We start from the raw sequence: 16,602 nt of genomic DNA on the forward strand, positions 1-16,602 counted from the left end.
GCGTACGATCGGCGTCGACCGCGACGCACCCGGCCCACGAGGACTTCCGGTGACCCGATGACCACTGTCAACGTCCAGGGGGTCACCCTGGGCATCGAGTCGTTCGGTGACGACTCCGCGCCCCTCGTCCTGCTCGCGGGCGGGACGACGATGCTCTCCTGGCCCGACGCGCTCTGCGAGCGCCTCGCCGCCGGCGGGCGCCGGGTGGTGCGCTACGACCTGCGCGACAGCGGGGAGTCGACGACGGGGGATCCGCAGGCGCCCGCCTACACCCTGCGCGACCTCGCCGCCGATGCGGCGGCCCTCGCCGAAGCGCTCGGCGGGGCACCCGCCCACCTCGCGGGGATCGGTGTCGGCGGGATGGTCGCCCAGCTGGCCGTGCTCGACCATCCGGGCGCGTTCTCGGCGCTCACCCTGGTCGGCACCCGCGCGGTCGCCCCGGGCCCGCCGGACGACGACCTCCCCGACCACGACCGGGCGACGATGGGCCGGCTGTTCGCGCGACAGATGCCCGACTGGGCCGACCGTGAGGCGGTCGCGGAGTTCGCCGCCGCCGGTGCGGAGATCCGCGGCGACGACCCGGCCGCCGCGCACGCGACCGCCGCGCGCATCTGGGACCGCACGCCCGGCACCGCGGCCCCGGTCCAGCTGGCCAACCAGCTGGGCATGGTGTTCTCCAGGCTCGACTGCGCACCCCGCTGGCGGGAGCGCCTGCCGGAGATCGCGGTCCCCGCGCTCGTCGTCCACGGCCGCCGTGACCCGTTCTTCCCGGTCGGCAACGGCGAAGCGCTCGCGCGCGAGATCCCCGGGGCGCGGCTGCTCGTCCTCGACGAGGCCGCCACCGCGATCCCCGGCGCGGCGGTCGGCGCGCTCGCCGAGGCGATGCTCGCGCTCGGCCGGCGCTCGCGGTAGGCCGTCGGCGAGCGCTTCCACCGCGCCGCCGGTACCCGGTCCCTACCGGGGGGCGGGTCCGGCCGTCGTCCACGGCCGTCACCGCGGCCCCCGGCGGCGGCCGGGTGTCGCCCGTCCGGCGCAACGGAGCCGCCCCGGTCGGCGGGCGCGGCGCGGGCTCGGCGGAGCCGTCGGTGTCGGAGCGGCGTTGGGCGGGAGAGGTCCTTGGTCCCGTCGATTCAGCCCCTTGGCCCCTGGCGGATCGCCCGGTCGGGGGAGATGCTCCTGGTACAGCCGATCGGACGAGCAGGGGTCCGGTCGGACGGCGCCTTCGGACGAGGTGAACCGGCGTGCGGCATGCCACCGTCGAATCAGTGATGACCAGCCCAGTGGTCCGGGTCGCTCCCGAGACCGGTTTCCGGGAGATCGTCGCGCTCTTGGCCGAGTACGACATCACCGGGGTTCCGGTGGTGGACGGCGAGGGCCGGCCGCTCGGCATCGTCTCGGAGGCCGACCTGCTGCTCACCCTGGCCGCCCAGGAGGACGCGGGGAGTCACATGCCGCCGCCTGCCCTTCCCCGGACCGGCCCGGACGGCGCGGTCACGGCTGCCGATCTGATGACCGGACCGGCGGTCTGTGTCACCCCGGACGCCAGCGTGGTCGTGGCGGCCCGGCTGATGAGCCGGCACGGTGTGAAGCGGCTGCCGGTGCTGGACGAGGACGGCCGGGTGTTCGCCATGGTCAGCCGGGGCGACCTGCTGCGGGTCTTCCTGCGCGAGGACCGGGTGATCCGCCGCGAGATCGTGGAGGAGGTGCTCGGCCGGATCGAGGGCGTCAGCCCCGCCGAGGTGGGCGTCGAGGTCGACCAAGGGCGGGTGGTGCTCAGCGGCACCGTGCCCGAGCCGCACCTCGTCCCGATCGTGCTGAGCCTCTGCCGCTCGGTCGACGGCGTGGTGTCGGTGACCGACCGGCTGAGCGCCGACAGCTTCGGCGGCGCGGGCCCCGCGGGCTTCGGGGACGGCTCCGGGGGGCGCCCGGCGGGATCGGGGGGCGCGCACGACGGCGGCGCGCAGGGGAGCGGTACGCCTGCGCCCATCGGCTGACCCCGCGCGCCCGCGTGCCTGGCCTGCGCGCGCGCCGTGGCCGCGCCGTTCGCGCGGTGACTCCGCTGGACCCGGGGCGTCCGCTTCGAATATCGCGCTGCGTACCGGGTATCTCACCCAGCGTGTGCGGTGGTAGCGGGCCGCCGCGACGCCGGGTCCGGGGAGGCAGCCGTGGCCGTCGTGTTCGACGCGGATTTCACATCGACCAGCCAGTGGGTCGCGGGGCGCAGCAGCTCCTATCCCCGGATGGGGCCGACCAACCGGGGCGACCACAAACTCGACTTCCTCAGCCGCGCCTACTGCCCCGACGGCCTGTTCACTGCGACCCGGCGGCTCGGCGGGGACCTGTGGACGTGCAACCTGCTCACCACCGAGGGCAGCCCGGAGGGCTTCCAGGTGCGCACCGGCGACACCCTGAGTGCCGAGGTCACCCTGCCCGTCGAACTGGGCGCCTGGCCGGCGATCTGGACGTGGCGGGACGGCGGCAACGAGATCGACGTGTTCGAGTACCACCCCGACAACCCGGACCTGCTGGAGATCTCCAACCACGTCCGGGGCGGCTACCGGTACTGGCACGGGGCCGAGGCCGGGATAGCCCCCGGCGCGACCTTCGGCCTGCGGACCGTCCTCGGCGCGCACTCGGTGGACTGGTTCGTCGACGACACCCTCATCCACGCCGACCGCCGGGGCGTGGGCGCCGACTGGCACGCCTATCTGATCGTCAACCTGTCGGTCTCGGACGGCACCTACCACGCCCGCCCGCCGGCCTTCGGGCCGGACCGGCTCGGCTGGACCTGCCACAGCCTGCGGGTCGAGCGCGGTGCACCGGGCGACGGCGGATCGCCGCGGCGCGGCTGATCGGTGCGTCCGAGCAGCGCGTCCGAGCAGCGCCCGTGACCGGTGTTCGTGATCGGCGTTCGTGATCAGCGCTCGGGGGCGAACGTCGCCGTGATCAGACGGCGCGGCCCCGAGCGCTGGAACCAGACCACCCGCCGGTACGGGCCGATGTAGGCGGGGTGCGTCACGTAGAGGTCGTCGCGCGGCGCGGCCTCGTTGCCGGGCGCGAGCGCGGCGTCCACCGCCTCGGCGGCGATGGCCCCCAGCAGCGCGTGCGCGGTCGCCGCCGCGGCGTCGGGGGAGATGGCCAGCGCGGTGAGCTCGAACCAGAGCGCCGTCGAGACGTAGGCGATGGGGGAGAGGCCGAGGGCGGGATGGGGGCGGTGGTCCTGGTAACGGAGCAGCACCCCGGCCGCGACGAGGCGCTCGCGGTCGTCGGCCGGCGGGTGGTGGTTCATGGGGCGAACGCTACCCGGCCGGGCGCGGGCGGGGCCGGGTGCGGGGGTTTCGCATGCCCGGTTCCGCATGCCCGGTTCCGTGCGCCCGGTTCCTCACGCCGCTCCGACGGGCGCGGGCGCACGATGGTGGTGAGGCGCCGATCGCCCCGGTACGGGTCGGCCGTCACGGCCGCCGCCCGCAGGACGGGGTGGTGAGGAGGTCGTGATGACGCACTGGAACGGCCATGGTTACGGCCATGGGTTCGGGGGCTGGGGCCTGGGCCTGATGGCGTTGGGGCTGCTGCTGGTCCTGCTGGCGCTGGTGGCCGTCGTGGTGGTCCTGATCCGGCAGTCGCGGGCGGCCGGCCCGCCGTCCAAGGCGGCGTGGGCCGTCCGTCCGCCGGGTCCGCAGGGTCCGGTGGGGCCGGCGGACGGGGCGCCGCCGGTGCCGTTGCCCGAGCAGGTGCTCGCGGAGCGGTTCGCGCGCGGTGAGATCGACGCCGAGGAGTACCGGCACCGCCTGGACGTCCTGCGTTCCCCGGGCGGCGGACCGGCGTCCGGTGAGCCCCCGCCCTCGCCTCCGCCCCCAGCCCCGCCTCCGCCCGCGCCGCCGCCGTATCCGCCCGAGGGGCCCGGCGGCTGACGCGGAGGGGCCCGCCGCGCGTCCCCGCGCGACGGGCCCCGGTGATGACCGGTCTGCCGACCGCTCGACGTTGCCGAGGAGTCGGCTACTCGACGACGAGCTCGACCGGGATGTTGCCGCGGGTGGCGCGGGAGTAGGGGCACACCTCGTGCGCCTTCTTGACCAGCAGCTCGCCGGTCTCGCCGGCCAGCGCCTCGGGCAGCTCGACCCGCAGCACCACCGACAGGCCGAAGGCCTCGCCGTCGCGGCCGATGGACACCTCGGCGGTCACCGAGATGTCGCCGGTGTCCACCTTCGCCTGCCGGCCGACCAGGCCGAGCGCGCTGGCGAAGCAGGCGGAGTAGCCGGCCGCGAACAGCTGCTCCGGGTTGGTGCCCTGGCCGCTGCCGCCGAGGCCGGGCGGCATCGCCAGGGCGAGGTCGAGCTGCCCGTCGGAGCTGACGGCGCGGCCCTCCCGGCCGTTGGCGGTGGCGACCGCGGTGTAGAGCGCGTCCATGTCCGTTCCCTTCCGTCCTGCGTACGAAGTCTCGGTCCGGCGGTCCGGGAGGGCCGCCTGCCGGGACAAGTAGAGCACGCAATTCAATTGCGCACAACTCAATCGCGTATGCGACGTCGCTACCATGGATCCATGACCGAGCTGACTGATCTGCCAGACCTGCCAGACCTGCCAGACCTGCCAGACCTGCCGGACCTGCCGGACCTGCCCGACGACGCCGATCTGCTCCGTCTGGACCGGCAGATCTGCTTCTCGCTGAATGCCGCCTCCCGCGCCTTCGGGGGCGTCTACCGGGTGCTGCTCAAGGACCTCGGCCTGACCTACCCGCAGTACCTGGTGATGCTCGTCCTCTGGGAGCACGGCGAGCTGCCGGTCAAGCGGATCGGCGGGTACCTGCGGCTCGACTCGGGCACCCTCTCGCCGCTCCTCAAGCGGCTGGAGGCGGCCGGTCTGGTGCGCCGCGAGCGCAGCGCCGAGGACGAGCGCTCGGTCACCGTCGCGCTCACCGGCGAGGGTGCCGCCCTGCGCGAGCGGGCCGGCCGGGTGCCGCGTCGCCTGCTCGCCGCCACCGGCCTGCCCGTCGAGGAGCTCACCGCCCTGCGCGCGCTGCTCGACCGGCTCACCCTCGCGCTCGACACCGCCGTCCCGGGGCTCGCCGCGGAGGAGTGACGGGACCCGTCGGCGCGGGCGCCGCGGGTTGTGGCCGGGGCCGGGGTCAGCCCCCGGCCGGCTGCCAGCCGCCGAAGGGGCTGTCGGCTGCCGGGTCGATCTGCCGCGCCGTGCGCAGGACGGCGTCCGGCCCGAGTGCCAGGACGACGCGGCGGCCCGCGGCGTCGAGTGCCACGGTCGGCGCGCCGACGATCAGCCGGCCGAGGTCGGACCACTGCGCGTTGAAGCCCCGGGCGGCCGCGGACAGCGACGCCACGCTGATTCCGCCGGCGCCGTTGCGGATGGCCACGGTCGTCCGGCCGTCGCTCCCGGTCGCCGCGGCGACGCCCTCCAGGCCGCTCGGGCCGCCCAGCGACTCGGGCGTGGTGGTCCAGGAACCGTTCGGCCGCACGTAGCGGGTGACGACCTGGCCGGTGCCGGCCTGGTGGAAGAAGAGCTCCAGCCGGCCGTCGGCGGCGCGGCCCACGGTGATCGGTCCGGCCGGGGCCGGACCGAGGAAGGCGGTGTCCCGGGTGAAGGGGCCGCCGGGCGCCGACTGCCGCCAGTGCCCGATGCCCTCCCTGGTCGGTGCGAACAGCTCGATCCGGCCGTCGGCGGTGAGCGCGGCGGCCAGACCGTCCCGGACCCGGGTTCCTCCGAGGTCGGCCCAGGTGGCCGGCCACCCGCCGTCCGGCAGCTGGCCCAGCGCGCTGACCCCGCCGCCGGCGTTGCGGACGAACACGGTCAGCCGGCCGTCGCCGCCGAGGACCGGGACGGGGCTGCCGATGAACCCGGGGGTGGCGGGGTCGGGGTTGCCGAGCACCGTCCACTCGCCCCAGCTGTCCGGCGAGCTCTGGGCGACGGTGACGACCCGGTCGTCGCTCAGCCGGATGCCGAACAGGTGGATCAGCCCGGCGGCGTCCCGCACCACGCCGAGCGCGGCCGCGAGGCCCTCGCCGCCGGGGACGGGCACCGGCGCGCCCCAGTCGCCGCCCGGCTCGGACTCGCGCCAGGCCTGCACCTGGCTGTCGAGCACCGCGAAGGCGTTCAGGGCGCCGGTGCCGTCCTGGGCCGCCCAGGCGGTGCCGTTCGACCAGCGCGGATACTGCCGGGACGGGAAGTCCGCGTAGAAATTCGCCTCGTCCGGATTCGGCTGGGGGTCGTACTTGCCGGAATATCCGCTGCCGCCCGAGGGGCGCTTCGGCCCGAGATAGGCGAGAAAGGTCTTCTTCTTCTCCTTCGCGGTACTGGCGGGCAGATTCGGCGGGTCCATCCGGACGTTGTAGTCGCGGTAGTTCCGGAGAATCACCCGGCCGCTCCCGTCCGGTCCGTGATAACCGAGCGCGGCCTTTCCGGCGAATCGCGCGGCGGCGATGTGGTCGGTGTGGTCGGCGGGATTGAGCGGATTGCGGTCGTAGCCCTTCGGCACCCGCGGGTCCTGGGTGAGCAGCACCGTCGGGCGGAACCGTTCCATCAGTTCGGTCAGCGTCGCGACGAGTTCGTCGTGGGTGTAACTCTGGTGCGCGTACGCGAGGTCGCACGCCCCGTCCGCGGGCAGGCTGCCGAGGGTCGCCTGGTGGGAGGGCCCGCCCGGGCCCTCGGCGAAGAGGGTGTCCAGGGTGGCCCGGCCGCCGCCGGCGGGGTAGTTGGTGTCGCCGCCGTCGTGCAGCCTGAGGAAGACCAGCTGGATCTGCGGTGCTTGGTCCAAGGTGTCCAGTTGGACGATCTTTCCGCTGGTCAGCCGTACCGCGGCGGTGTTCCAGGTGGGCTCGGCCACCCCGGCCAGGCGGGCGTGCGCGGCCCGGGCCCCGGCGTCCCGGCTCTCCGAGTAGGCGCACGGGCTGGTGAACCGGGGGTCCGTCGTCTCGCCGCCGGTCAGGTAGACGGTGACGGACGGGGCCGCGTACTGCCGGTTCAGGTCCGGGTTCATGAAGAGGATGTCGTCGTCCTGGTGCGCGACGATCTGCAGGAAGGATTCGTCGCCCGCGACGGCGGGTGCGACGGCGGCGGCAGGCTCCACGAGCTCCGCCGGGGCGGCGCCGGCCGGTGCCTGGGGCGTGCTGAGGGCGGCCACCAGCACGGTCCCCACGGCCTTCGGAAATCGCATCGCACCCCCGGTCTCCTCGCCCCCGAGCAGGAGATCGGTGGTATCGCCCGGTCGGCCCGGAATGGACTATCCCCGGGGCGATCGGCCGGCGTCAAATCCCCCCTCGGCAAACCCCGCCGATCGTCGGGGGTGCGGGTCGGACGTCGCCTCATGAATCGCCCTTTGTCGGCAAAGCGCCGCTTAGTGGGAATTTCCATCGATATGCGGGCAAGTCGGGCATTCGGCGGCGGGTTTCCGGGGATGGGGAATTCGTGTGCGGACAACCCGGGCGGCGCCTCCGCGACGTTCGGCGGCAGGGGTCCCCGCGGCGGTTGGACGGCGGGCATGCCGACGCCCGGCCGGATCCGACCCGGCCGGGCGCTCAGGTGTCGCGGTCGGCGGCCGTCAGCCGGAAGTCCGCTCGTTCAGGCAGAGGATGTTGCCCTCGCTGTCCTTGAACCAGGCGGCGCGCATGCCCTCGGCCTCCGCGACGCCGCCGACGGTCTTCAGCCCGGGCAGGTCGTACTCCTCGAACACGACGCCCTTCCCGCGCAGGGCGGTCATCTCCGCGTCCAGGTCGGGGACCTTGAAACTGGCCAGGGTGTGGGCGGCCTGGCCGCCGCTGGGTGTCTCGTAGATGCCGAACTCGGTGCCGCCGCACTCGAAGGTCAGGTCGCCCTCCGGACCGGCGTCGGTGAGCTTGAGGCCGAGGGTGTCGGTGTAGTAGGACCTTGCCCGGGCCAGGTCGGCGGCAGGGATGATCGCCACCAGGGGTGCGTCTCCAAGCATGCTGATCGCCTCCTCGTCCTTCCAGCGTAGGTACGCCGGACCGCCGTCGGCCACGCCGGACGGCCGCCGGGTGCTCGCGGGGTGGCCGGTATCGCCCGATGTGTCCGGCGGGCGGCGGGGCGTCACGTCGGCGCGAGCCGCCAGAGCGACGTCACCTCGGCGGCGCGGGCGGCGCCGAGCGGATCACCGCCCCGGACACCGGTGCGCCGGGACGCCCCGGTCGCGCGGGGGTGCCGGGGGCGGGCGTCGAGGCGGCCGACGACGCGCAGGCCGGCGGCGGCGAAGGCGGTGTGCAGATCGGCGCGCGAGCGCAGGCCCAGGTGCTCGGCGAGGTCGGAGAGGACCAGCCAGCCCTCGCCGCCGGGCGCGAGCCGCTCCGCCAGTCCGTCGAGGAAGCCGTGCAGCATCCGGCCGCCGGAGTCGTACACGCCCTGTTCGAGGGCGGAGGTGGGTTCGGCCGGCAGCCACGGCGGATTGCAGACCACCAGGCCGGCCCGCCTGCCGCCCGGCGGGTAGAGGCCGCCGCCGGCCGGTCGGATGCGGTCGGTCAGGCCCAGGCGGCGCGCGTTGTCGCGGGCGCAGACCAGGGCGCGCGGGTTGAGGTCGGTGACCAGCACCTGTCCGACCCCGCGGCGGGCCAGTACGGCGGCCAGTACTCCGGTGCCGGTGCCGAGGTCGAACGCCGTGCCGCTGACCCCCGCGCCTTTCGGGCCGGGCGACGTGCCGGAGCCGAGCGCGGCGGCGGGCAGCGGCGCCCGGGCCACCAGGTCGACGTACTCGCCGCGGACCGGGGCGAACACGCCGTAGTGCGGGTGGACGCGTGCGCCGAGCGCGGGCACCCGCACGCCCCGTTCGCGCCACTGCCGCGCGCCGAGGGCGCCGAGCAGTTCCCGCAATGCGACCACCCGGGGCCCGTCGGGCGGGCCGTACGCCTCCCGGCAGGCCTGCCGGACGTCGGGGGCACGGCGCAGCAGGAGGGCGTGGTCGGCTTCCAGCTGCACCACGAGGCGGCCGAGCAGGCCCGCGGTCCGGGCCCGGTCGCGACGCTGCTCCCGGAAGGCCTGGCCCGGGGTCGCCGGGCCTGCGGTTCGCTGTCCGCGCGCCTCGCGTTCAGCCCGGCGGGCGAGGGCGGAGAGCAGCTGGCGGGCACCGTGGTAGTCGCCCTGCCAGAGCAGAGCGGTGCCCTCGGAGGCCACGTGGTGGGCGGCGTCGGCCCGCAACCGGTCGTCGGCGAGGACGACGCGGCCGGGCGGCGGTGTGCCGTTCTCACTGTGCCAGCGGGCGGTGAGGGCAGTGGCAGGGGTGAACGTGGTGACGGTGGTGACGGTCGTGCTGGTGTCGGTGTGGACGGTCGCGGACACCGGAACTCCTCGTGGTCGAACGTGCGGATGGGCACGAAGAACACGCCGACGAGGAGGGGAACAACGATGGGTCAGACGAGACGTGGCTCCCCGGTCGACGTGCGGACCGACAAGTCGCCGAGCACCAGGCCCGGTTCGGCGCAGCCTGCCATGAGCAGCCCTTTCCCTGGGATCGCGGATCACCTTCGTGATCACCGTGTCACGCGGTGTGGCCGCCCCGCAACCGGTTTTACCGCGCGGTGGGGCGTCACCAGCTGTGCGGGACGCGCTCCAGGACGCCGCCCGCGAAGACGTCGTACAGCGGCAGGGTCTCCAGGTGGACGTAGCCGATGTGGCAGTCGCAGACCGGGAGCGGGCAGGTGCGCGGGGCGAGGCGGGCGCGGTAGGAGCCGTCGTAGAGGTTGCCGAGTTCCTCGCGGACGAAGTGGCAGCGGCGGACGGTGCCGTCGCCGTCGACCGACACCACCGACTCGCCGGTCCGGCAGGGGCGGCCGGCGCTGGGGTGGGCGTTCCGGCTGAAGCCGAAGTGCGGGTCGAGGGCGGTCCAGTCGGCCGCTTCGGCGTCGGTGTAGGTGTACCCCTCGGCGGCGTTGATCCAGAGGTAGACGTCCGGGGACAGCTCGGCGCGCAGTCGACGGGCGGCCGCCAGGTGCTCCGGCCGGCCCACCACCCCGATGCTGTACCGCGCGCCCAGGGCGTCGAGTTCGCGGCACTTGGCGAGGAAGCGGTCGTGGTCGACCTGGCCGGGGTGGTAGGTGACCCAGAGCGCGAGGGTGTCGAGGTCCGCCTCGGCCAGCCAGCCGGTGCGGCAGCTCAGGTTGGTCTGGATGGCGACCCGCCGGACGTGCGGCAGCCGGCTCAGCCCGACCATGGCCCGGCGGTACCAGGACCGCACCAGCCCTTCGCCCCAGGGGGTGAACAGCACCGAGACGGTGTCACCGGTTCCGGCCCGGTCGGCCACCCAGCCGGTGAACCGCTCCAACGCGGCGCGGTCGGCGCGCAGTTGCTCCGGCGTGTCGCGCCGCTTGGCGAACGGGCAGTACGGGCAGTCGTAGTCGCAGGAGGCCAGCGGACCCCGGTAGAGGATGCCGAGGTCGAGGGGCTGTTCGTTCGGGGCGTCGGCGGAGGCCGGGCCGGTCGCGGGCATGCCGAGAAAGGTCATTTCGCCTCGTATTCGGCCATCAGCGTGCGCACCTCGGGTGAGAACAGCATCGGGCCGACGGCGTCCGAGTGCGCCAGGCCTTCCGGGGACAGCCGAAGGGCGGCGTCCGTGCCGTCCGCGAGCCAGCCGCGGGCCGCGAACGCCGCCAGCTCGGCCGGGAAGTCCTCGGCCGGCGTGCTGCCGAAGCGGGCCCGGTACTCGTCGAGCGCCAGCCCCTCGGCCTGGAGCAGCGTCTGCACGAGGTGCCGCCGCCGCGCCTCGGCCGGTGCCATCGCCCGGCCGACCACCGCGCGGTCGAAGGTCTCGGTGGCCACGTAGTCGTCGATGATGCGGCGCACCTCGGTGGCGTCCACCGCGTAGTCGAAGGAGTAGTGCAGCCGGGACGTGTAGGAGCGGGCGCCGCAGCCGAGGCCGACCATGCCGTCGGTCTGGCAGGCGTACTCGCTCACCCCGGCCTGCGGGGCGGCCGCCCGGCGGAACATCCGCATCGACACCTGCTCGTAGCCGCTGGCGAGCAGGTGGTCACGGCCGGCCCGGTAGAGCGCGAGCCGGCGGGCGTCCCACTGGACCGGGCTCTCCGCCTCCCCGCGCCGGGCGAGGCCGGTCAGCGGGCGCACGTAGAGCGGGTAGAGGTACAGCTCCTCGGGCCGCCAGGCCAGCGCGGCGTCCAGCGAGCGGAGCCAACTGGCCTGGGTCTGGCCGTCGATGCCGTAGATGAGGTCGATGTTGAGGACCGGGAACCCGGCGTCGCGGATCCGGCCCAGCGCGGCCTCGACGTCGGCGCGCTTCTGCGGGCGGACCGCCGAGCGGGCCTCCGCGTCCACGAAGGACTGCACGCCCAGGCTGAGGCGGGTGGTGCCCCGCTCGGCGAGCACCGCGAGGCGGTCGGCCGTGGCGGTGGCGGGGGAGGCCTCGACCGACAGCGGGACCGCCCGCAGGTCGGCGCCCATCCGGTGCTCGGCGATGTCGCAGAGCCGCTCCAGTTCGGCGGCGCTCAGGTACGTGGGGGTGCCGCCGCCGAACGCGGCGAGCGCGAACCGGGCGCCGTCGTCCAGCGCCGCGCGCACGGCGCCCGCCTGCCGGTCGAGGGCGTCCAGGTAGGCGGTGGTCAGGCCGTCCGGACCGCCGATCCGGGTGAACAGGTTGCAGAAGCCGCAGCGCACCTCGCAGAACGGGATGTGCAGGTAGAGGGAGAGCGCGTGCTGCGCCTCGCCCTGCCACAGCTCGCGCAGCGGCGGGCGGTCGGGCAGCTCGCGGTAGGCGGTCTTGTGGGGGTAGGCGTAGACGTACGACTGGTACGGGGGCACGTACGGTGGCTCGGCCGCCGGTGCGGGACCGGGGGCGGCAGGTGTGTCCCGGGCCGGCCGGGCGGGGGCGGTGGTCATGCGGTCTCCTCGGCGGGCGTGGCGGAGGGCGGGGTGCTCGCGGGGAGCGTGAAGTGGGCGTACGGCACCGTCCAGACCACCTCGTGGCCGATCCGGTGGCCGGTGTAGCCGTCCTCGCCGTAGGCCGTGCCGTGGTCCGAGCAGACGATCGCGAAGCACGGCCGACGGGCGCTCATCGCCGCGAACAGCCGGCCGATGTGGGCGTCCACGTACTCCAGGGCGGCGGCGTGGCTGGCCCGGCTGTCGCCGTGCTCGCGCGTCGCCCCGGGCAGGTGGAACCAGTTCGGCTGGTGCAGTGCCGTGACGTTGACGAAGAGGAAGAGCGGCTGTCCGGCGGGCTGTTCGGCGGTCACCTGCTCGGCGCGGGCGACCTGCTCCTCGAAGGAGGTCGGCGAGGGCACGCCCATCTCCGGCGACCAGTGGCTCTCCTGGAACAGCCCGGGCAGCACCGAGCCCAGCGGGCCCTGCTTGTTGAAGAAGCCGACGCCGCCGATGCAGACCGTCCGGTAGCCGGCGGCGGCGAGCGCGCCCGGCAGGTCCGGGGCGTCGAACACCCAGGTGCGCGGCGCGGTGCTCTCCGAACCGGCGAACCGGGCGGCGAACAGGCGGGGGTGCGGCCCGTCGGGCGAGGCCGGGGTCGGCAGGAAGCCGGCCAGGATCGCCTGGTGGGCGGCGTAGGTGAAGCTGCCGGGGGAGTGCCGCCGCTCCCAGCGCCCGCCGGGCAGGTGCGCCGCCAGGTGGGGGATCCGTCCGGCGGCGGCCAACTCCTCGGCGACGTCGAAGCGCAGGGTGTCGAGGGTGACGAGCAGCAGGTCGTGGCTGCCCACCACGGCGTTCATGTCGGGGGACTCGGCCGGGTGGGTCGCGGCGGCGGTGCGGGTACTGGGCTGGTGGTTCATCGGTGCTGTTCCGTAGGTGGGTGGATCATCGGGTGCGGGTGCGGGTGCGGGTGCGGGTGCGTGGACGGAGGGGGCGGGAGCGGGGGCGCGCCGAGCGCGGCGAGTTGGGCGGCGTAGGTGTCGAGGCCCTCGGCGGGGCCGCCGGGCAGGCCGGTGAGGCCCGGCAGCAGGTCGCCGAAGGCGTTGACCTCGCCGACCACCGTCCGCCGCCACGCCGCGGTCGGCAGCACGTCGACGCCGACCATCGGGGAGTGCGGGAAGCAGGCGGCCGCCCGCTCCGCGGTCTCCAGCACGTCCGGCCAGGCCGGTCCGGCGGCCTCCCGGGCGAGCTCCAGGCTGCCCCGGGCGCCGCCGAGATGGAGGTTGGTCATCGGCTGGGCGCTGGTGCGGACCACCGCGTGGGTGGCCCGCCCGGCGACCACGACGACCCGCAGATCGGCCGAGCGGCCTGCCTGGGAGGCCTTCGGCACCCACTGCTCGACGTGCAGGCCGTCCGGGGCGAGCCGGTCGACCAGCTCCGCGACCAGCCGCTCCTCCTGGTAGCGGCGGACCCGCAGCGAGTTGTGCAGCCGTCCGTCGGCGAGCTCCACCGAGGTGGTGGCCCGCAGCTGGCCGCGCGGGCCGAACTCCAGCGCCACCACACCCGACGCGGAGGAGCCGTGGGACGGTTTGACGAAGACCCGGCGCAGCCCGGCGGCGTCCAGTCGGGCGCGGAGGTCCTCCCAGCCCGTGACGGCCGCCCCGTCGAGGGCGCGCGGCACCGGCACGCCGGCGCGCGACAGCAGCGCGTGCGCCCGCCGCTTGTCGAACATCACGGCGATCTCCTCCGGGTCCCCGAGCAACCGCACCCCGGGGGCGGCGGCCAGCGCGCGCAGCGCGGCCGTCATCCCGGCGTACCAGGCGGCGCCGCCCTCGACCCGGGTCGGCGCGTACTGCGCGCCGAGCGCCGGTCCGCGCAGCAGCGCGTCCACGGCCTCCTCCTCGCCGGGCGACTCGATCCGCAGCACGGTGCCCTCGGGCAGCCGGTACGCGCCGCGCAGCAGGTCGAGCCAGGGCAGCACGGCGGGCTCGGGCAGCCCGGCGGCCCGGGCGGCGGCCGCGAACAGCGTCACCCGGCGGTGGCCGGGGTTGCCGAGCACGGTCAGCCGCCCGTCCGGCGCGAGCCGGTGCTCCGGCCGGGCCGGGCGCGCAGCCCGGGCCCGGCCGGAGCTCTGGGGGGTCGTCGTCAGCATCGCCGCCCGCCTACTCGGCCACCGCGACGTAGCGCCACTCGTCCTCGTCGTCCTCCTCGGCCTCGGAGAGGTCGACCTCGACGCCCGGCAGGGCCTGGCGCACCCGCTCCTGCATGGCGTCGGTGAGGTAGTGGTGGTGCAGGTCGAGGGCCTTGAGGTGGGTGAGCGGCTGGCCGTCGAGCAGCGCGGCCGCGCCGTCGTCGCTCAGCACGCCCATCGCCAGGCTCAGCGACTCCAGCTGCGGCACCACCGGGGCGTGCGCGACGGCGGCGGCGATCTCGTCCTGGAACTCGCTGTTCTCCAGGCCGAGGTGGCGCAGCGACGGCAGCCGGGTGCCGGCCAGGATCGGCGCGATGTCGTCGATCGTCGCGTCGCCGCCGTACTCGTCGACGCCGAACCACAGCTCCAGGCGCTCCAGCGCGGGCAGTTCGCTCGCCGCGACCGCCCGCACCACGTCGTCCGGCAGCCCGCCGCTCTCGAACCGCAGGTCGGTCAGCCGGTCGTGCCGGACCGGGTTGAGCACGAGCCCGTTGCCGCCGCGCACCACCAGCTCGGTGAGCTGCGGGAACGCCTTCAGCACCGGGGTGACGTCCGACATCTCCAGCCAGGAGATCTCGCAGTCCTCGGACGTCACGTCGGCGATGTACAGCGCCTCCAGGGCGGGGAACCGGCCGGCGTCGGCGACGATCCGGTCCAGCGTCTCGCGCACCGGCACGTAGTCCCGCATCCACCAGGGGCCGATGAGCAGGGCGCGGACGGCGGCGGGGTCGACCGCGGCGAGGAAGGCCGACCAGAGCTCGTCGAAGCCGTGCTTCGAACCGTAGCCGACGGACAGCCGCCAGGCGGCGGCGTCCGCCGCCGGCAGCTCGTCGGTCAGCGAGTGCCGGTCGTGCCGACCGGGCTCGTTGAGCGAGAGGTTGACGACCGGCAGGTGGAAGTAGTGGCCGGCGGTGGTGATGTACACGGGTGCCCCCCTGGACGGCATGGCTGGCGCTGGTGCTTGCGTGGGTACGGGTGACGGACGGACGGGTGGACGCGGGCGCGGGCTACTCGGCGACGGCGACGTAACGCCACCGGTCGTCGGGCTCGCCGGCGCCGGAGAGGTCGATCGCCACTCCCGGCAGGGCCTCGCGCAGCCGCTGCTGCATGGCGTCGGTGAGGTAGTGGTGGTGCAGGTCGAGGGCCTTGAGGTGGGTGAGCGGCTGGCCCTCCAGCAGTGCCGTCGCGCCCTGGTCGGTGAAGACGCCCATCGACAGGTTCAGCGACTCCAGCCGGGGCACCACCGGGGCGTGCGCGACGGCGGCGGCGATCTCGTCCTCGATCTCGCTGTTCTGCAGGCCGAGGTGGCGCAGCGCGGGGAAGCGCGCGCCGTCCAGGAACGGCTCCAGGTCGGCCAGCTCGGTGGTTCCGCCGTAGTTGGCCACCCCGAGCCAGAACTCCAGCCGCTCCAGAGCGGGCAGCTCGCTCGCGGCGACCGCCTGCGGCACCTCGCGGGGCAGGCCGCCCGACTCGAACCGCAGCGCCCGCAGGTGCTCGTGCTTCACCGGCTGGAGCCCCATGCCCTCGCTTTCGCCCTCGCCCTCGACCGATTCCTCGCAGCTGCCGCGCACCACCAGTTCGGTGAGCAGTGGGAAGGTCGTCAGCACCGGCGTCACGTCGACCATCTCGATCCAGGAGATCTCGTTCTCCTCGAACGTGATGTCGCCGATGAACAGGCCGCGCAGGGCGGGCAGCCGTTCGGCGGCGCCGAGGATCGCGGCCAGCGGCCCGGCGAAGCTCTCCGGGCCGTCCTGCGACCACTCGCCGATCACCACGGCGGTCACCCGGGAGGTGTCCACGCGGTCCAGGAACTGCTGCCAGCGCGCGGTCCAGTCCTGGTCCGCCTCGAACTCGACGGCGATCTTCCAGGCCGCGGCGGCGGGCTCGGGCAGCTCGGCGCCCTCGTCGACGGCCGTGACGAAGTCGAAGACGGGCAGGCCGTGGAACTCCTCGATGTGGTTGTTGACCGTCATGCGCTGCTCCTCGGGGGGTCGGTGCGGGCCGAACAAGTGTCTACCAGCCCGGACCGACAATCCGGTGCCCGGGGCGTCGCCCGGGCGCGTTGCACACGCCTCCCGCGTGCCCCGCCGGCCCCGTTCGGCACAGCCTTCACCGGGGCACCGGGCGCCGTTGTCAGACCCCTGCCCTATGGTCCGGGGCGTGGGATTCCGATGCGTCGTCGAGTCGGTGAGGGAGAGCTGATGTTCCGCCAGGGAGATGTGCTGATGGTGCCGGTGGTGGAGGCGGAGGTGCCGGCCCGGGTGGAGTCGCTGGCCGCGCAGCCCCGGGACGCCCGGGGCCGGCTGGTGCTGGCGCTGGGCGAGGTCACCGGGCACGCGCACGCGGTGGTCGGCCCGGGGGAGCTGCGGCGCGAGTCGGGGCCGTTCGGCACGGCGTGGCTGCACCTGCCCGAGGGCGGCCGGGTGGTGCACGAGGAGCACGCGGCGATCCCGCTGCCCAAGGGCTGGTACCGGGTGGTCCGCCAGCGCGAGTACGCGCCGGGCGCGGTGCGCGTGGTCGCCGACTGACGGACGGTGGCGCGCGCGTGGGCGCGCGGACGCCAGGGACAGGACGAGGGCGGGCGCGCGGCGCCC

Annotated in this window: 17 protein-coding genes; 6 read left to right on the forward strand and 11 right to left on the reverse strand. The window is 74.9% G+C overall.

The genetic code is table 11. From position 1 onward, the window contains the following. Positions 1-57: 57 nt before the first annotated feature. The 3 genes from ACFC0B_RS05225 to ACFC0B_RS05235 all read left to right on the forward strand — a co-directional run bounded on the left by ACFC0B_RS05225 (position 58) and on the right by ACFC0B_RS05235 (position 2,852). Complete coding sequence (locus ACFC0B_RS05225; protein ID WP_376082475.1) at positions 58-912, forward strand: alpha/beta fold hydrolase; 855 nt, start codon at positions 58-60, stop codon at positions 910-912. Between the two features lie 356 nt (positions 913-1,268). Further along, entirely contained in the window at positions 1,269-1,994 is a 726-nt protein-coding gene (locus ACFC0B_RS05230) for a CBS domain-containing protein (protein WP_376082478.1), read from the forward strand. 171 nt (positions 1,995-2,165) lie between these two features. Then, positions 2,166-2,852: a beta-glucanase gene (locus tag ACFC0B_RS05235; RefSeq protein WP_376082481.1), complete on the forward strand. Its 687-nt coding sequence runs from the start codon at positions 2,166-2,168 to the stop codon at positions 2,850-2,852. A gap of 65 nt (positions 2,853-2,917) precedes the next feature. Here ACFC0B_RS05235 and ACFC0B_RS05240 read toward each other — a convergent pair whose 3' ends face one another. Then, positions 2,918-3,289 (reverse strand): hypothetical protein, encoded by a 372-nt coding sequence (locus tag ACFC0B_RS05240; RefSeq protein WP_376082484.1) that lies wholly within the window; start codon positions 3,287-3,289, stop codon positions 2,918-2,920. 205 nt (positions 3,290-3,494) lie between these two features. Between ACFC0B_RS05240 and ACFC0B_RS05245 the strand changes: the two genes are divergently transcribed. Then, entirely contained in the window at positions 3,495-3,911 is a 417-nt protein-coding gene (locus tag ACFC0B_RS05245) for an SHOCT domain-containing protein (protein ID WP_376082487.1), read from the forward strand. Between the two features lie 85 nt (positions 3,912-3,996). Here the strand turns inward: ACFC0B_RS05245 and ACFC0B_RS05250 are convergent, their stop codons facing one another. Continuing rightward, positions 3,997-4,407 carry an organic hydroperoxide resistance protein gene (locus tag ACFC0B_RS05250; RefSeq protein ID WP_376082489.1) on the reverse strand — a complete coding sequence of 137 codons (411 nt, stop codon included), beginning with the start codon at positions 4,405-4,407 and terminating at the stop codon, positions 3,997-3,999. 132 nt (positions 4,408-4,539) lie between these two features. Here ACFC0B_RS05250 and ACFC0B_RS05255 point away from each other — a divergent pair, with 132 nt between their 5' ends. Next, the gene (locus tag ACFC0B_RS05255; protein WP_376082492.1) at positions 4,540-5,076 is read left to right on the forward strand and encodes a MarR family winged helix-turn-helix transcriptional regulator; all 537 of its coding nucleotides are present in this window, start codon (positions 4,540-4,542) and stop codon (positions 5,074-5,076) included. A 46-nt stretch (positions 5,077-5,122) separates the two neighbouring features. Here the strand turns inward: ACFC0B_RS05255 and ACFC0B_RS05260 are convergent, their stop codons facing one another. The 9 genes from ACFC0B_RS05260 to ACFC0B_RS05300 form a co-directional block, all read right to left on the reverse strand. Then, positions 5,123-7,162: a PIG-L family deacetylase gene (locus ACFC0B_RS05260; protein WP_376082495.1), complete on the reverse strand. Its 2,040-nt coding sequence runs from the start codon at positions 7,160-7,162 to the stop codon at positions 5,123-5,125. 384 nt (positions 7,163-7,546) lie between these two features. Next, positions 7,547-7,930 carry a VOC family protein gene (locus ACFC0B_RS05265; protein WP_376082497.1) on the reverse strand — a complete coding sequence of 128 codons (384 nt, stop codon included), beginning with the start codon at positions 7,928-7,930 and terminating at the stop codon, positions 7,547-7,549. A gap of 122 nt (positions 7,931-8,052) precedes the next feature. Next, the gene (locus ACFC0B_RS05270) at positions 8,053-9,291 is read right to left on the reverse strand and encodes a methyltransferase (RefSeq protein ID WP_376082500.1); all 1,239 of its coding nucleotides are present in this window, start codon (positions 9,289-9,291) and stop codon (positions 8,053-8,055) included. A gap of 247 nt (positions 9,292-9,538) precedes the next feature. Beyond that, positions 9,539-10,438, reverse strand: coding sequence for an STM4011 family radical SAM protein (locus tag ACFC0B_RS05275; RefSeq protein ID WP_376082502.1), 900 nt, complete (start codon positions 10,436-10,438; stop codon positions 9,539-9,541). A gap of 11 nt (positions 10,439-10,449) precedes the next feature. Continuing rightward, the gene (locus ACFC0B_RS05280) at positions 10,450-11,838 is read right to left on the reverse strand and encodes an STM4012 family radical SAM protein (protein ID WP_376082505.1); all 1,389 of its coding nucleotides are present in this window, start codon (positions 11,836-11,838) and stop codon (positions 10,450-10,452) included. Further along, positions 11,835-12,677: an STM4013/SEN3800 family hydrolase gene (locus ACFC0B_RS05285; protein WP_376083582.1), complete on the reverse strand. Its 843-nt coding sequence runs from the start codon at positions 12,675-12,677 to the stop codon at positions 11,835-11,837. Before ACFC0B_RS05285 ends, ACFC0B_RS05280 begins: the two co-directional genes overlap by 4 nt. Before the next feature lie 56 nt (positions 12,678-12,733). Further along, entirely contained in the window at positions 12,734-13,969 is a 1,236-nt protein-coding gene (locus ACFC0B_RS05290; RefSeq protein WP_376082507.1) for an STM4014 family protein, read from the reverse strand. Between the two features lie 10 nt (positions 13,970-13,979). Beyond that, a complete protein-coding gene (locus ACFC0B_RS05295; protein ID WP_376082510.1) occupies positions 13,980-14,954 on the reverse strand; it encodes an STM4015 family protein in 975 nt (324 codons plus the stop codon). A 61-nt stretch (positions 14,955-15,015) separates the two neighbouring features. Then, positions 15,016-15,981, reverse strand: a complete 966-nt coding sequence (locus ACFC0B_RS05300) for an STM4015 family protein (RefSeq protein WP_376082512.1) — start codon at positions 15,979-15,981, stop codon at positions 15,016-15,018. A 228-nt stretch (positions 15,982-16,209) separates the two neighbouring features. Here ACFC0B_RS05300 and ACFC0B_RS05305 point away from each other — a divergent pair, with 228 nt between their 5' ends. Further along, complete coding sequence (locus ACFC0B_RS05305; RefSeq protein ID WP_376082513.1) at positions 16,210-16,536, forward strand: hypothetical protein; 327 nt, start codon at positions 16,210-16,212, stop codon at positions 16,534-16,536. Positions 16,537-16,602 lie beyond the last annotated feature (66 nt).

Origin of the sequence: Kitasatospora sp. NPDC056184 (assembly GCF_042268405.1) — a bacterium.
GTDB lineage: Bacteria > Actinomycetota > Actinomycetes > Streptomycetales > Streptomycetaceae > Kitasatospora.

Bases quoted from the DNA above. Each gene is read 5' to 3' on its own strand.
- ACFC0B_RS05225 (WP_376082475.1), top strand. From the start codon at position 58: ATGACCACTGTCAACGTCCAGGGGGTCACCCTGGGCATCGAGTCGTTC.
- ACFC0B_RS05230 (WP_376082478.1), top strand. From the start codon at position 1,269: ATGACCAGCCCAGTGGTCCGGGTCGCTCCCGAGACCGGTTTCCGGGAG.
- ACFC0B_RS05240 (WP_376082484.1), bottom strand. From the start codon at position 3,289: ATGAACCACCACCCGCCGGCCGACGACCGCGAGCGCCTCGTCGCGGCC.
- ACFC0B_RS05245 (WP_376082487.1), top strand. From the start codon at position 3,495: ATGACGCACTGGAACGGCCATGGTTACGGCCATGGGTTCGGGGGCTGG.
- ACFC0B_RS05250 (WP_376082489.1), bottom strand. From the start codon at position 4,407: ATGGACGCGCTCTACACCGCGGTCGCCACCGCCAACGGCCGGGAGGGC.
- ACFC0B_RS05255 (WP_376082492.1), top strand. From the start codon at position 4,540: ATGACCGAGCTGACTGATCTGCCAGACCTGCCAGACCTGCCAGACCTG.
- ACFC0B_RS05260 (WP_376082495.1), bottom strand. From the start codon at position 7,162: ATGCGATTTCCGAAGGCCGTGGGGACCGTGCTGGTGGCCGCCCTCAGC.
- ACFC0B_RS05265 (WP_376082497.1), bottom strand. From the start codon at position 7,930: ATGCTTGGAGACGCACCCCTGGTGGCGATCATCCCTGCCGCCGACCTG.
- ACFC0B_RS05275 (WP_376082502.1), bottom strand. From the start codon at position 10,438: ATGCCCGCGACCGGCCCGGCCTCCGCCGACGCCCCGAACGAACAGCCC.
- ACFC0B_RS05280 (WP_376082505.1), bottom strand. From the start codon at position 11,838: ATGACCACCGCCCCCGCCCGGCCGGCCCGGGACACACCTGCCGCCCCC.
- ACFC0B_RS05285 (WP_376083582.1), bottom strand. From the start codon at position 12,677: ATGAACGCCGTGGTGGGCAGCCACGACCTGCTGCTCGTCACCCTCGAC.
- ACFC0B_RS05290 (WP_376082507.1), bottom strand. From the start codon at position 13,969: ATGCTGACGACGACCCCCCAGAGCTCCGGCCGGGCCCGGGCTGCGCGC.
- ACFC0B_RS05295 (WP_376082510.1), bottom strand. From the start codon at position 14,954: ATGCCGTCCAGGGGGGCACCCGTGTACATCACCACCGCCGGCCACTAC.
- ACFC0B_RS05300 (WP_376082512.1), bottom strand. From the start codon at position 15,981: ATGACGGTCAACAACCACATCGAGGAGTTCCACGGCCTGCCCGTCTTC.
- ACFC0B_RS05305 (WP_376082513.1), top strand. From the start codon at position 16,210: ATGTTCCGCCAGGGAGATGTGCTGATGGTGCCGGTGGTGGAGGCGGAG.